The sequence below is a fragment of the Ramlibacter tataouinensis genome, assembly GCF_027941915.1.
Lineage (GTDB): Bacteria > Pseudomonadota > Gammaproteobacteria > Burkholderiales > Burkholderiaceae_C > Ramlibacter > Ramlibacter tataouinensis_C.
This window is the reverse complement of record NZ_CP116009.1, coordinates 1,710,125-1,722,758: the sequence shown is the minus strand read 5'-3', so window position 1 is coordinate 1,722,758 and position 12,634 is coordinate 1,710,125. Positions and strand designations below refer to the sequence as shown.

The 12,634-nt window shown below is 70.3% G+C and carries 12 protein-coding genes and 1 tRNA gene; 11 read left to right on the top strand and 2 right to left on the bottom strand.

The features are described from left to right. Window positions 1-9 precede the first annotated feature (9 nt). The 4 genes from PE066_RS08145 (at window position 10) to PE066_RS08130 (ending at window position 2,160) form a co-directional block, all read left to right on the top strand. Window positions 10-765, top strand: a complete 756-nt coding sequence (locus PE066_RS08145; protein ID WP_271236051.1) for a cytochrome c1 — start codon at window positions 10-12, stop codon at window positions 763-765. Between the two features lie 131 nt (window positions 766-896). Further along, entirely contained in the window at window positions 897-1,508 is a 612-nt protein-coding gene (locus PE066_RS08140; RefSeq protein ID WP_271236050.1) for a glutathione S-transferase N-terminal domain-containing protein, read from the top strand. Between the two features lie 23 nt (window positions 1,509-1,531). After that, window positions 1,532-2,044, top strand: a complete 513-nt coding sequence (locus PE066_RS08135; protein WP_271236049.1) for a ClpXP protease specificity-enhancing factor — start codon at window positions 1,532-1,534, stop codon at window positions 2,042-2,044. A gap of 41 nt (window positions 2,045-2,085) precedes the next feature. Beyond that, window positions 2,086-2,160, top strand: a tRNA-Thr gene (locus PE066_RS08130). Window positions 2,161-2,190: 30 nt separating this feature from the next. Here the strand turns inward: PE066_RS08130 and PE066_RS08125 are convergent. Then, window positions 2,191-2,499: a hypothetical protein gene (locus PE066_RS08125; RefSeq protein WP_271236048.1), complete on the bottom strand. Its 309-nt coding sequence runs from the start codon at window positions 2,497-2,499 to the stop codon at window positions 2,191-2,193. 27 nt (window positions 2,500-2,526) lie between these two features. Here PE066_RS08125 and PE066_RS08120 point away from each other — a divergent pair, with 27 nt between their 5' ends. Both PE066_RS08120 and secA read left to right on the top strand, forming a co-directional pair. Then, on the top strand, window positions 2,527-3,489 hold the full coding sequence (locus tag PE066_RS08120; RefSeq protein WP_271236047.1) for a M23 family metallopeptidase: 963 nt from the start codon (window positions 2,527-2,529) through the stop codon (window positions 3,487-3,489). A 125-nt stretch (window positions 3,490-3,614) separates the two neighbouring features. Beyond that, a complete protein-coding gene (gene secA / locus PE066_RS08115; RefSeq protein WP_271236046.1) occupies window positions 3,615-6,413 on the top strand; it encodes a preprotein translocase subunit SecA in 2,799 nt (932 codons plus the stop codon). 135 nt (window positions 6,414-6,548) lie between these two features. On the opposite strand, the gene PE066_RS08110 is transcribed toward secA, so the two are convergent. After that, a complete protein-coding gene (locus PE066_RS08110; RefSeq protein WP_271236045.1) occupies window positions 6,549-7,514 on the bottom strand; it encodes a response regulator in 966 nt (321 codons plus the stop codon). A 107-nt stretch (window positions 7,515-7,621) separates the two neighbouring features. On the opposite strand from PE066_RS08110, the gene PE066_RS08105 reads away from it, so the two are divergent. The 5 genes from PE066_RS08105 (at window position 7,622) to guaD (ending at window position 12,634) form a co-directional block, all read left to right on the top strand. Then, window positions 7,622-8,263 carry a helix-turn-helix transcriptional regulator gene (locus tag PE066_RS08105; protein ID WP_336298453.1) on the top strand — a complete coding sequence of 214 codons (642 nt, stop codon included), beginning with the start codon at window positions 7,622-7,624 and terminating at the stop codon, window positions 8,261-8,263. Between the two features lie 87 nt (window positions 8,264-8,350). Continuing rightward, on the top strand, window positions 8,351-9,286 hold the full coding sequence (locus PE066_RS08100; protein WP_271236043.1) for a hypothetical protein: 936 nt from the start codon (window positions 8,351-8,353) through the stop codon (window positions 9,284-9,286). 10 nt (window positions 9,287-9,296) lie between these two features. Beyond that, the gene (locus PE066_RS08095) at window positions 9,297-10,070 is read left to right on the top strand and encodes a type III pantothenate kinase (protein WP_271236042.1); all 774 of its coding nucleotides are present in this window, start codon (window positions 9,297-9,299) and stop codon (window positions 10,068-10,070) included. 207 nt (window positions 10,071-10,277) lie between these two features. Further along, on the top strand, window positions 10,278-11,348 hold the full coding sequence (locus PE066_RS08090) for a BMP family ABC transporter substrate-binding protein (protein WP_271236041.1): 1,071 nt from the start codon (window positions 10,278-10,280) through the stop codon (window positions 11,346-11,348). Next, window positions 11,345-12,634 (top strand): guanine deaminase, encoded by a 1,290-nt coding sequence (guaD, locus tag PE066_RS08085; RefSeq protein ID WP_271236040.1) that lies wholly within the window; start codon window positions 11,345-11,347, stop codon window positions 12,632-12,634. The genes PE066_RS08090 and guaD overlap by 4 nt, the downstream gene beginning before the upstream one ends.

Sequence of the window (12,634 nt, the reverse complement as noted above, 5' to 3'; positions counted from 1 at the left end):
ACGATTAGAATGAAAAAGCTTCTCCTCTCCCTCGCACTGTCGCTGGCCGCGCTGCTGCCCGCCCACGCTGCCACCAACGGCGTCGCGTGGGACAAGGCGCCGGACAAGACCAACGAATTGCCCGCGCTGCAGACCGGCGCCAAGCTGTTCGTCAACTACTGCCTGGGTTGCCATTCGGCGGCGTACATGCGCTACAACCGGCTGGCCGACATCGGGCTGAGCGAGCAGCAGATCAAGGACAACCTGCTGTTCACCACCGACAAGGTGGGCGACACCATGAAGGCCGCGATCGATCCGAAGCAGGCCAAGGAGTGGTTTGGCGCCAACCCGCCCGACCTGACCCTGGTCGCGCGCTCGCGCTCGGGCCACGGCGGCACGGGAGCCGACTACCTGTACACCTTCCTGCGCACCTTCTACCGCGACTCGACCAAGGCCACCGGCTGGAACAACCTGGTGTTCCCCAATGTGGGCATGCCGCATGCCCTGTGGGAGCTGCAGGGCGAACGCGAGCCGGTGTTCGAGAAGACCGGCGCGCATGGCCATGAGGTGCAGGTGTTCAAGGGCTGGAAGCAGATCACGCCCGGCACCATGTCCGCGACCGAGTACGACGCGGCGGTGGCCAGCCTGGTGGGCTACCTGCAGTGGATGGCCGAGCCGGCCCAGAAGTCGCGGGTGCGCGTGGGTGTCTGGGTGCTGCTGTTCCTGCTGGCCTTCACCGTGATTGCCTGGCGCCTCAACGCGGCATTCTGGAAAGACGTTAAATAGGGCAGGAAGCGGCGCCCGTGCCGGGCGCGCCTGCTCAGGAAAGAACGCGGCCCGGCCTGCGGGCCCGTGCCATCAAGGACACGGTCGGCTTGCCGACCGTGTTTCGATTTTTTTGCTAGGAGCCATTGACCATGATGGTGCTGTACTCGGGGACCACCTGCCCCTTCTCCCACCGCTGCCGGTTCGTGCTGTTCGAAAAGGGCATGGACTTCGAGATCCGCGACGTCGACCTGTACAACAAGCCGGAAGACATCAACGTGATGAACCCGTACGGCCAGGTGCCCATCCTGGTCGAGCGCGACCTCATCCTGTACGAGTCGAACATCATCAACGAGTACATCGACGAGCGCTTCCCGCACCCGCAACTGATGCCGGGCGACCCGGTCGACCGCGCGCGCGTGCGGCTGTTCCTGCTCAACTTCGAGAAGGAGCTGTTCACCCACGTCAGCACGCTCGAGTCGCGCAGCAACAAGGGCAACGAGAAGGCGCTGGAGAAGGCCCGCTCGCACATCCGCGACCGGCTGACCCAGCTGGCCCCGGTGTTCCTGAAGAACAAGTACATGCTGGGCGACAACTTCTCCATGCTCGACGTGGCGATTGCACCGCTGCTGTGGCGCATGGACTACTACGGCATCGAGTTGTCCAAGAATGCGGCTCCGTTGCTCAAGTACGCCGAGCGGATCTTCTCGCGCCCGGCGTACATTGAAGCCCTGACGCCTTCCGAGAAGGTGATGCGCAAGTAGAAAGAAGGCGGCAGGCCGGAACGATGAATGCCCTGGAGTCCACCTCGACGCGCCCGTACCTGATCCGGGCGCTGTACGACTGGTGCACGGACAACGGCCTGACGCCGTACGTGGCCGTGCAGGTGGACGAGACCGTCCAGGTGCCGCGCGAGTACGTCAAGAACGGCGAGATCGTCCTCAACATCAGCTTCGACGCGACCAGCTCGCTCAAGCTGGGCAACGAATTCATCGAGTTCAAGGCCCGTTTTGCCGGCAGCGCCCGCGAGATCATGGTGCCCATCAACCGGGTGATCGCGATCTACGCCCGAGAGAACGGCCAGGGCATGGCCTTTCCGGTGCCGGCTCCCGGAACACCGGCACCCCGGCCTTCACCGCTCACCAGCGTGGCCGCCGCCGGAACTGGATCTGCGCCGGAGCCGGACGGCAAGGTGGTGCAACTGGTCACCCCCGAGAGCGCCGGCGACGGAGCCGGCCCCGAAAGCGAGCCGCCCAAGCCGCCCGCCGGCCCGCGGCCCGCGCTCAAGCGAGTCAAGTGAAGGGCGGGCCTTCCCGGGCCCGTTCTAGAATTCGCGCGCACGCCGATTTAGCTCAGTGGTAGAGCAACCGCCTTGTAAGCGGTAGGTCGTCAGTTCGATCCCGACAATCGGCACCAGCCCATCGCCGCACCGCCGTCCGCCCGGCCTCAGCCGCCGCGCGCTTGGACCTTGATCCGGATTGCGGTAACCTCCCACCCCCGGCCGCACAGATGAGCTTGCAGCGCAGGCAGCAGCTGTCTCAGCTTGGCGGCCGCGGCGTTGCCCTCCACCAGCAGGCACCAGGCCGGTCCATCGATCGGCCCGGCCTTCACCAGGGGGCGCAGCGGGGCGGGGATCAGCGATTCGACCGCCCGGAGCCGTTCGCCGGACTCGCGCGCCAGCGCCGCCAGCCGCGCCAATGTGGGCGAGGCATCGGCGGCCTGGAGCAGGGTGAGGGAGTGCTGACGACGGTTCACGGGGACGGCGGGACGAGGGGGACGCGAGTGCATTTCATTATCACGGACGCCTGGCTCGCCAGGAGCCGGGCCATCCATCTCAGCGGCCCGCGGCTGCTGCTGGCGCTGGCCGGCCTGTCGCTGGCCCTGATGCTGTCGGCGGCGCTGCTCTACCACTGGGTATTCCTCAAGGGCGCGCGCGAAGGCTGGCCGGTGGTCGGCACCCTGGTGCGGCTGATCGTCAAGGACGAATTCGAGCAGCGCGACCGCTACCTGCGCGAAAACCTCGACGCCCTGGCGCGCCGGCTGGGCGAGATGCAGGCCAAGCTGGTCCAGCTCGAGGCACTCGGCGAGCGGGTGTCCGGCCTGGCCGGCCTGAACCCGGCCGAGATCAAGGCCACGCCGGGGCGCGGCGGCGCGCTGGTGTCGGGCCGGCCGCTGTCGATGGACGAGCTCAATGGGACGCTGGCCGAGCTGGACGCGATGGCCGACCACGGCGTTGACCTGCTGACGGTGGTCGAGTCGCGCCTGTTCGACCAGAAGGTGCGCCGGATGATGATCCCCACCCAGCACCCGGTCGACGGATCGCTGGGTTCGGCCTTCGGCTGGCGCATCGACCCCTTCACCGGCCGCTCGGCGCTGCACACCGGGCTGGACTTCGAGGCGCAACCCGGCACGCCGATCCTGGCGGCATCGGGCGGCGTGGTGGTGGCGCAGGAGCTGCACCCGGCGTACGGCCAGATGATCGAGATCGACCACGGCAACGGGCTGGTAACGCGCTACGCCCATGCCTCGCGCCTGTGGGTGCGCAAGGGCGACCTGGTCAAGCGAGGGCAGAAGATCGCCGAGGTCGGCAGCACCGGCCGCTCCACCGGGCCGCACCTGCATTTCGAGGTGCTGGTGCAGGGCGTGCCGCAGGACCCGCAGAAGTTCCTCAAGGCCGGCGCCGAAGTGGCGGCCGCTCCGGCCGCCGGCGGCGGCGTGCGCGGCCAGCCTGCGGCCCGGCGGTAAAATCGCACCCTTTGCCGACCGGCCGGGCGCTTGCCTTGCCGCCCGGCAGCCCCACCTGCTGCAGCACAAGAAGGATTGAGCTGCCCTGCCAGGCCTTTGCGGGCCGGCAGGGCAGCACCGTGTTCATGGCCACCAAGAACTTCCTCACCCAGATTTTCGGCTCCCGCAACGACCGCCTGCTCAAGCAATACCGGCGCACCGTGGGCCAGATCGGCGCGCTGGAGCCGCAGTTGGAGAAGCTGAGCGACGAGCAGCTTCGCGCCAAGACGCAGGAGTTCAAGGACCGCGTCGCCAACGGCGAAACCCTGGATGCGCTGCTGCCCGAGGCCTTCGCGGTGGTGCGCGAAGGCTCCAAGCGCGTGATGAAGATGCGCCACTTCGACGTGCAGCTAATGGGCGGCATCGCACTGCACCAGGGCAAGATCGCCGAAATGCGCACCGGCGAGGGCAAGACGCTCACCGCCACGCTGCCGGTGTACCTGAACGCGCTGGCCGGCAAGGGCGTCCACGTGGTGACGGTGAACGACTACCTGGCCAGCCGCGACGCCCAGTGGATGGGTCGGCTGTACAACTTCCTCGGCCTGAGCGTCGGCATCAACCTGCCGCAGATGCCGCGCGAGGACAAGCAGGCCGCCTACGGCGCCGACATCACCTACGGCACCAACAACGAGTACGGCTTCGACTACCTGCGCGACAACATGGTGTACGAGCCGGGCGACCGCGTGCAGCGGGAGCTGAACTACGCCATCGTCGACGAGGTCGACTCGATCCTGATCGACGAGGCGCGCACGCCGCTGATCATCAGCGGCCAGGCCGAGGACCACACCGACCTGTACATCGCCATGAACAAGGTCGTGCCGCTGCTCAGCCGCCAGGAGGGCGAGGCCGACCCGCGCACCGGCGAGGGCGTCATCAAGCCGGGCGACTTCACCGTCGACGAGAAGGCGCACCAGGTCTACCTGACCGAGCAGGGCCATGAGAACGCCGAGCGCATCCTGGCCGAACGCGGCCTGATCGCGCCCGGCGCGACGCTGTACGACCCGGCCAACATCACCCTGGTGCATCACCTGTACGCGGCGCTGCGCGCCAAGCACCTGTACCACCGCGACCAGCACTACGTGGTGCAGCGCGGCGAGGACGGCCAGCCCGAGGTGGTGATCGTCGACGAATTCACCGGCCGCCTGATGGCGGGCCGGCGCTGGAGCGATGGCCTGCACCAGGCGGTGGAGGCCAAGGAAGGCGTGCCGATCCAGGCCGAGAACCAGACGCTGGCCTCGATCACCTTCCAGAACTACTTCCGCCTGTACGGCAAGCTGGCCGGCATGACCGGCACGGCCGACACCGAGGCCTACGAATTCCAGGAGATCTACGGCCTGGAGACGGTGGTGATCCCGCCCAACAGGCCGAGCCGGCGCGACGACCAGCTCGACCGCGTGTACAAGACCACGCGCGAGAAGTACGCCGCTGCGATCCAGGACATCAGGGCCTGCCACGAGCGCGGGCAGCCGGTGCTGGTGGGCACCAGCTCGATCGAGAACTCGGAAATCATCGACGAGCTGCTGGCCAAGGAAGGCCTGCCGCGCCAGGTGCTCAATGCCAAGCAGCACGCGCGCGAGGCCGACATCGTGGCCCAGGCCGGCGCGCCGAAGTCGATCACCATCGCCACCAACATGGCCGGCCGAGGCACCGACATCGTGCTGGGCGGCAACGTGGAAAAGGCGGTCGAGGCGGTGGAGGCCGACGAGTCGCTGGACGCCGCCGCCCGGCAGCACAAGATCGCGGCGCTGCGCGAGCAATGGCAGAAGGACCACGAGCTCGTCGTGCAGCAGGGCGGCCTGCGCATCATCGCCACCGAGCGGCACGAGTCGCGCCGCATCGACAACCAGCTGCGCGGCCGCTCCGGCCGCCAGGGCGACCCGGGCTCCTCGCGCTTCTACCTGAGCCTGGACGACCCGCTGATGCGCATCTTCGCCGGCGACCGTGTCAAGGCCATCATGGATCGGCTGAAGATGCCCGACGGCGAAGCCATCGAGGCCGGCATCGTCACCCGCAGCATCGAGAGCGCGCAGCGCAAGGTCGAGGCGCGCAACTTCGACATCCGCAAGCAACTGCTGGAGTACGACGACGTCGCCAACGACCAGCGCAAGGTGATCTACCAGCAGCGCAACGACATCATGGACGCGGCCGACCTGTCGGCCCAGATCGCCGGCCTGCGCGAGGGCTGCTTCACCGACCTGGCGCGCCAGTACGTGCCGGCCGAGTCGGTCGAGGAGCAGTGGGACCTCGCCGGGCTGGAGAAGGCGCTGGCCGACGACTGGGGCATCCAGCTGGCGCTGGCCAGCCAGGTGGAGGAAGCGAGCGCCATCACCGACGAGGACGTGGTCGAGAAAGTGCTGGAGGCGGCCAACCAGGCGTTCGAGCGCAAGGTGGCCGAGATCGGCGCCGAGAACTTCACGCAGTTCGAGCGGGTCGTCCTGCTGCAGAGCATCGACTCGCACTGGCGCGAGCACCTGGCCGCCCTCGACTACCTGCGCCAGGGCATCCACCTGCGCGGCTACGCGCAGAAGCAACCGAAGCAGGAGTACAAGCGCGAGGCCTTCGAGCTGTTCGGCCAGCTGCTGGACTCGGTCAAGAACGAGGTGACCCGGGTCCTCATGACGGTGCGGGTGCAGTCCGGCGCCCAGCTCGAGCAGGCCGCCGAGGACCTGGAAGAGCGTGCCGAGCGCATCGCCAACGTCACCTACACCGCGCCCACCGAGACCGGCGAAGCCGAGAGCCGGCTCGACGAGAGTACCGCCGCTTCGCGCCCGATCGCGGCGGCGGCAGCGCTGGCCGCCGGCGCGGTGCCGCGCGTGGGCCGCAACGACCCTTGTCCGTGCGGCAGCGGCAAGAAGTACAAGCATTGCCACGGCAAGCTGGCCTGAGGCCGCCGTGCGCGCGGGCCACTCGCCCCGCCGGCGCCTGTCAGATCTGACAGGGGCGGCGCCCCGGCGCCGGCCGGGTTCGCCTTGAATCGATCGATGGCCGCGACCCGCCCAGCCCCGTTGCCGGACCGATGGTCAGGCCCGCACGCGGCGCTGGGGCTGGCGCGCCAGCCAGTGGGCATAACCGGCGTCGCCCAGGCCGGAGGCGTCCAGCGGAAACCAGGCTGCCCGCAGCTTGCCGTCGTCGCCCACCGGGATGGCGTCCGCCACCTGCGGGGGCTGGCGCAGCGACTGGCTCACTTCCACGCTGGCCAGCCGGCGTCCGGCACGGACCTCGGCCACGGTGGCGGCGTCCAGCCCTTCGAGCTGCGCCATCTCGGCCAGCGCGGGCAGGGCGGCGGTGGTCTCCAGCTGCAGCCAGCCGGCCCGGCCAGCGGCGTCCAGCCCCAGCACGCCGAACGGGTCGCCGATCACCACGTGCTCCACCCAGCGCCCGGCCGCCAGCGAGGCGAGGTCGCGGGCCACGCCCGGCTCGCGCAGCAGCGCCAGCTGCTCGGGCTTGAGCGTGGCGCGCCAGGTCTGGGCATGGGCCGGGTGGGGCGCCGTCATCAGCCGTTCGACCACCTCCTGCAGGCGCTGGCCGATGTCGCCGGTCTGCTTGGGAATGAACTGCTCGATCAGCCCGCCGTTGAACGCGTCGATGGCGACCTGGTCGTCGGCCTGGCCGGTGAGCAGCACCCGCGCGCCCGGCCATTCGCCCATCTCCCCCAGCACCTGCAGGCCGTCCATCTCCGGCATCGAGTAGTCCACCATGAACACGCGGGTGAGCGAAAAGCGTTCGCTGCTGCGGGCCCAGTAGGCCAGCACCTGGGGCACCAGCGGGCGGCCGGCGCGCCACTGGTTGACCAGCTCCTGCTGGCTCCAGGCGTCGGCTTCCCAGAACGGCAGCTCCTTGCGCAGCCGGGTCATGCACTCGCGCGGTTGCACGAACAACCGGGCGTGCCAGCGGCGCGGCACCACCAGGGCCAGCATCTCCAGGTAGTCCGGGTCGTCGTCGAGGAAGGCGAGGGCGCCCGGTCGGCTGAACAAAGGGAAAGTCATGCGGGCGGGGCGGAACGGTTGGGGATCGGTCGCACGATGCTGCTATTGTCACAGCCCGGCGCCAAATGACAGCCGGGTGAATGGGCGAGCCTGCTAACTTTGACAGTTTGGACCTGGATTCGGTCCTGAGCGACTGGGTGGGCGCCTTGCGCGATCTCTCGGTCGAAGCGATCGTCGTGCTCGGGCCCGACCCCTTCGGCACGCCCGAGGACCGCCAGGTGGTCGCGGTGCATCCCCCGCCGCTGGCGGGTGCGGCCCAGGCACTGGCCGCCAGCGGTGACTTCGGGGTCACCTGGCGCGATTCCGACGCACCGCTGGTCGCCTGGCAGTACATCGCCCGTGCCGAAGAGCGGGACGACAGCCGCTGGCGGCTGCTGTGGACGGCGCACGGCTACCAGACCCTGGTGCGGGTGGAGTTCCCGCTGCCGGCCGGCCGCGCCTTCGAATGCTTCATGTTCAGCCCGCGCGCGCTGGGCGACCGCGGCGAAGCGGCGGCGCTGGTGTGGTCGGCCCTGAACATCTGGCCGCGCGTGCGGCGCTGCATCGCCGCCGGGCGCTCCCGGCTCAGCCCGCGCGAGCGCGACTGCCTGGTGCTGGCCTTCCAGGGCCTGACCGCGCGCGAGAGCGCGCAGCGCCTGCACTGCGCCGAGCGCACGGTGAACTACCACCTGGCCAATGCCATGGCCAAGCTGCGGGTGGACAGCAAGCTGGCCGCGATCCAGCGCGCCTGCTGGCTGGGCGCCATCTGAGGCCTCGGCGCGCCTTGTCCCTGCCCGGCGCAGAGCACAACCGCAGGCGGGTATATTGGCGCTCCCTCCGTCCTGCCCTCCAGAGCCATGGACCCCTCCCACGACCGCACGGCTTCCCTGATGACCCCGGCCAAGCTGGCCCAGGTGGCCGCGACCGCCCGCGCGCCGGTCTCGCCGGCGGCCTTTCTCGACCAGATGGCGGCGGACGTGGGCCATGCCCACGTCAAGCGGCTGGCGGAGCTGGCGCTGGAACTGGAAGGCCATGCCCGCGCGTCGCAGGCGGCGAGCGTCCAGCCGGTGCTGCAGCGGCTGCGGCAGGCGCTGGACCCGCTGGACTTCACGGTCCTGCAACCCCAGGGCCTGTGGGCGAAGGTCACCGGCAAGAGCCGTGACGCCGGGGCCGGATTCGCCGGGCGCATCGAGCAGATCGAGGGGGTGGCCAAGGGCTTCGCCGGCGAGGCGGCCGCCGTGCAGCAGCAGCAGACGGCCCCCGCCGCGGCGGCCGAACGCGCGCTGGTCGAGCTGGAGGTCGAGTACCGGGCGCTGGACAAGATCATCGACCAGGGTGCGCGCTGGCTGCAGGACATGCGCAACCAGCTCAAGTCGCGCCAGGGCCAGGCGGCCGCCGACCCGGCTGCCCAGGAGCAGGTGCGGGCGGACGCGGCCCGCTGCGAGACCCTGGTCGTGCGGCTGAAGGCGTTGCGCGCCGCCGCCACCGCCTCGCAGCAGGCGCACCAGGAGGTGCGCGCGACCGCCGAGCGGCGCGCCGCGCTGATGGCGCAGATGCCCAGGGCGGCGGCCACCGAAATCCGCGAGTGGCGCTCGCGCCTGGGCACGCTGGCCAGCGCCGCCGCCGAGGGCAAGGTCGCCGGCCTGAACCTGAAAGGCCCGCAGCAGATCCATGAGGAGCTGCGCAAGCGCCTCGACCGCCTGCTGGCCGAGTGCGACCAGTTGCGCCAGCACGAGGACGCGCTGGCGCGCCTGCTTGCCGCCATGGGCGAGCAGCTCGCGGCAGCCGCCTGAGAAGCCCGGCGTGTCCCTGCTCGCGATCGACATCGGCAACACGCGCCTGAAATGGGCGCTGTACGACCAGGCCCGGCCGGGGGCGCAGCTGCTGGCCCAGGGGGCCGAATTCCTGGAACACATCGAACGGCTGGCCGAAGGCCCCTGGGCCGGACTGCCCGCGCCGCACAGGATGATCGGCTGTGCGGTGGCGGCCGATCCGGTGCGGCGCCGCGCCGAGCAGCAGGTGGAGGAGGCCTGGGGCATTTCCTCGCAGTGGGTTCATGCCAGCGTCGAAGAGGCGGGGCTATCCAACGGTTACGACCACCCGGCGCGGCTGGGCGCCGACCGCTGGGTGGCCATGGTCGGCGCGCGCCACCGGATGCTGGCCAGGGGTCCGCAACGGCCGATTGTGGTGGTGATGGTCGGCACCGCCGTCACTGTCGAGGCGATCGATACGGACGGCCGCTTCCTCGGCGGCTTCATCCTGCCGGGGCACGGCATCATGCTGCGCGCCCTCGAATCCGGCACCGCCGGCTTGCACGTGCCCACCGGCGAAGTGCGCGAATTTCCCACCAACACCAGCGACGCGCTGACCAGTGGCGGCACCTACGCCATCGCCGGCGCGGTCGAGCGCATGGTGCAGCACGTGCGCCGGCACTGCGGCGCCGAACCGGCCTGCTTCATGACCGGCGGCGCCGGCTGGAAGATGGCGCCGCACATGTCGGTGCCGTTCGAACTGGTGGACAGCCTGATCTTCGACGGCCTGCTGGAGATCGCCGCGCGCCGCTTCGCGCCCGCCTGAGCGCCTAGAATTGCCCCCTGCCGCTGCGCCAACAGCGGCAGTTCCTGCTCCAAGGCCAGGCTCCGTCGCTCAGACCTTCCGCGTGCGGTGGCCCTTCCAGCGACCACCGCGGAACCGGCTTTGCCGGGCCGCTGGTGGCGCCCCCTGGGGGAGGCGGCCGAAGGCCGCTTCGGGGGGGAACCTGTTCTGGCCATGTAGAGGAACACCATGTACAAAAACCTCGCAGCCGCATTCGCGGCCGCCCTTCTTTCGCTTCCCGCCACGTCCCAGCCGCCACCCCCGCTGAAGATCGCGTGGGTGCACGTGGCGCCCCTGACCCCCGCCGGCTGGGTGCGCCAGCACGAGGAAGGCCGCGAGGCCGTGCAGGCAGCGCTCGGCCAGCGCGTGCAGACCCGCTCGGTCGAGAACGTGCCGGAAGGCGCGGACGCCGAGCGCGTGATCCGCGACCTGGCGCAGCAGGGCTACGGCCTGATCTTCACGCCCAGCTTCGGCTACATGGAGCCGACCCTGAAGGTGGCGCGCGACTTCCCGCAGGTGAAGTTCGAGTCCATCACCGGCTACAAGACCGCGCCCAACGTCGCTACCGCCAATGCGCGCTACTACGAAGGCCGCTATCTGGCCGGGGTGGCGGCCGGCCGCATGACGCGCACCCACGTGGCCGGCTACGTCGCCGGCTTTCCCATCCCCGAGGTGCTGCAGGGGCTGAACGCGTTCACGCTGGGCATGCGCTCGGTCGATCCGGCTGCCCAGGTCAAGGTGATCTGGCTGAACACCTGGTTCGACCCGCCGCGCGAGCGCGAAGCGGCGATGACGCTGTTCAACCAGCAGGCCGACGTGGTCGCCTTCCACAGCGCCTCGACGGCGGTGATGGCGGCGGCGCAGGAGCGCGGCAAGCTGGCCATCGCCTACCACTCGGACATGCGTTTCGCCGCGCCCGATGCGCAGCTGCTGGCCGTGACCCACCACTGGGGCGACTACTACACCCGCCGCGCCCGGCAGGTGCTGGACGGCACCTGGAAGCCGCAGCAGTTCTGGGGCGGCGTGCGCGACGGCATGGTCAAGGTCGAGCACTTCGGCCCCCGGGTGCCGCCCGCCGTGCGCGACGAGGTGCTGGCGCGCCAGCGCGACCTCGCCGCCGGCAGGCTCAACCCCTTTGCCGGGCCGATCCAGGACAACCGCGGGAACCCGGTGGTGCCGCCCGGCCGGGCGCTGTCGGACGAACGGATCCTGGGCATGGACTTCCTGGTCGAGGGCGTGCAGGGCACACTGGGCAAATGAAAGCCTTCCGCGCCGCGCTGCTGCGCTTTGCCGATGACGGCTCGGCCCTGTACGAGGATGACGGCCTGCTGCTGATCGGCCCCGGCGCGGACGGCCGGCCCGTGGTGCGGGCGGCCGGCTCCTGGCAGGCGCTCGCGCCCAACTACCCGGGCGTGGCGGTGGAGCACCACCCCGGCAAGCTGCTGGCGCCTGGCTTCATCGACCTGCACGTGCATTTTCCGCAGACCGACGTGATCGGCTCGCCGGCCGAGGGCCTGCTGCCGTGGCTGGAGCAGTACACCTTCCCGCACGAGGCGCGCTTTGCCGACCGCGACCACGCCGACCTCGTGGCGCAGGTGTTCCTGGACGAGCTGCTGCGCCACGGCGTGACCACCCCGCTGGCCTTCTGCAGCTCGCACCCGGCCTCGGTGGATGCGCTGATGGCGGCTGCACGCGCGCGCGGCCTGCGGCTGATCGCCGGCAAGGTGCTGCAGGACCGCCATTCGCCCGATGGCGTGCGCGACGAGACGGCGCAATCCCTGGCCGACACCGAGGCGCTGATCCGCCGCTGGCAGGGCGTCGAGCGGCTGGGCTACGCGATCACGCCCCGCTTCGCGCCCAGTTGCAGCGAAGCCCAGCTGCGCGGCGCCGGCGAGCTGGCCGCCCGGTACCCGGACGTCTGGATCCAGTCGCACGTGGCCGAGAACCGCGACGAGATCCGCTGGGCCCGCGAGCTGTTCCCGGCCGCCCGCAGCTACCTGGCGGTGTACGAAGGCTTCGGCCTGCTGCGCGAGCGCGCCGTCTATGCCCACTGCATCCACATCGACGACACCGACCGCGCGCTGCTGCGCGACACCGGCGCGGCGGCGGCCGTGAGCCCCACCAGCAACCTGTTCCTGGGCAGCGGCTTCTTCGACTACGAGGGCGCCCGGCGCATCGGCTTTCGCCACGGCCTGGCCAGCGACGTCGGCGGCGGCACCAGCTTCAACCCCTTCCACACCATGCTGGCGGCCTACTGCGTGGGCCGCGAAGGCCAGACCAAGCCGGGCGTGAGCCTGTCGCCGCAGAACCTGTGGTGGCAGCACACCGCCGGGGCGGCGCAGGCGCTCGGCCTCGGGGGCGTGATCGGCAACCTGCAGCCCGGCTGCGAAGCCGATTTCCTGCTGCTGGAGCCGCGCGCCCTGCCGCTGCTGGCGCGCAAGGTGGCGCAGGCCGGCAGCTTGGACGAGCTGCTGTTCTCGCTGATCGTGCTGGGCGACGACCGGGTGGTCGAGCAGGTGTACGTCGGCGGCGCGCCGATCGCTTGA

What these genes read in the sequence shown, in the direction of transcription:
- PE066_RS08135 (WP_271236049.1), top strand. Translation starts at nt 1,532, where the DNA reads ATGAATGCCCTGGAGTCCACCTCGACGCGCCCGTACCTGATCCGGGCG.
- secA (WP_271236046.1), top strand. Translation starts at nt 3,615, where the DNA reads ATGGCCACCAAGAACTTCCTCACCCAGATTTTCGGCTCCCGCAACGAC.
- PE066_RS08140 (WP_271236050.1), top strand. Translation starts at nt 897, where the DNA reads ATGATGGTGCTGTACTCGGGGACCACCTGCCCCTTCTCCCACCGCTGC.
- PE066_RS08110 (WP_271236045.1), bottom strand. Translation starts at nt 7,514, where the DNA reads ATGACTTTCCCTTTGTTCAGCCGACCGGGCGCCCTCGCCTTCCTCGAC.
- PE066_RS08145 (WP_271236051.1), top strand. Translation starts at nt 10, where the DNA reads ATGAAAAAGCTTCTCCTCTCCCTCGCACTGTCGCTGGCCGCGCTGCTG.
- guaD (WP_271236040.1), top strand. Translation starts at nt 11,345, where the DNA reads ATGAAAGCCTTCCGCGCCGCGCTGCTGCGCTTTGCCGATGACGGCTCG.
- PE066_RS08090 (WP_271236041.1), top strand. Translation starts at nt 10,278, where the DNA reads ATGTACAAAAACCTCGCAGCCGCATTCGCGGCCGCCCTTCTTTCGCTT.
- PE066_RS08100 (WP_271236043.1), top strand. Translation starts at nt 8,351, where the DNA reads ATGGACCCCTCCCACGACCGCACGGCTTCCCTGATGACCCCGGCCAAG.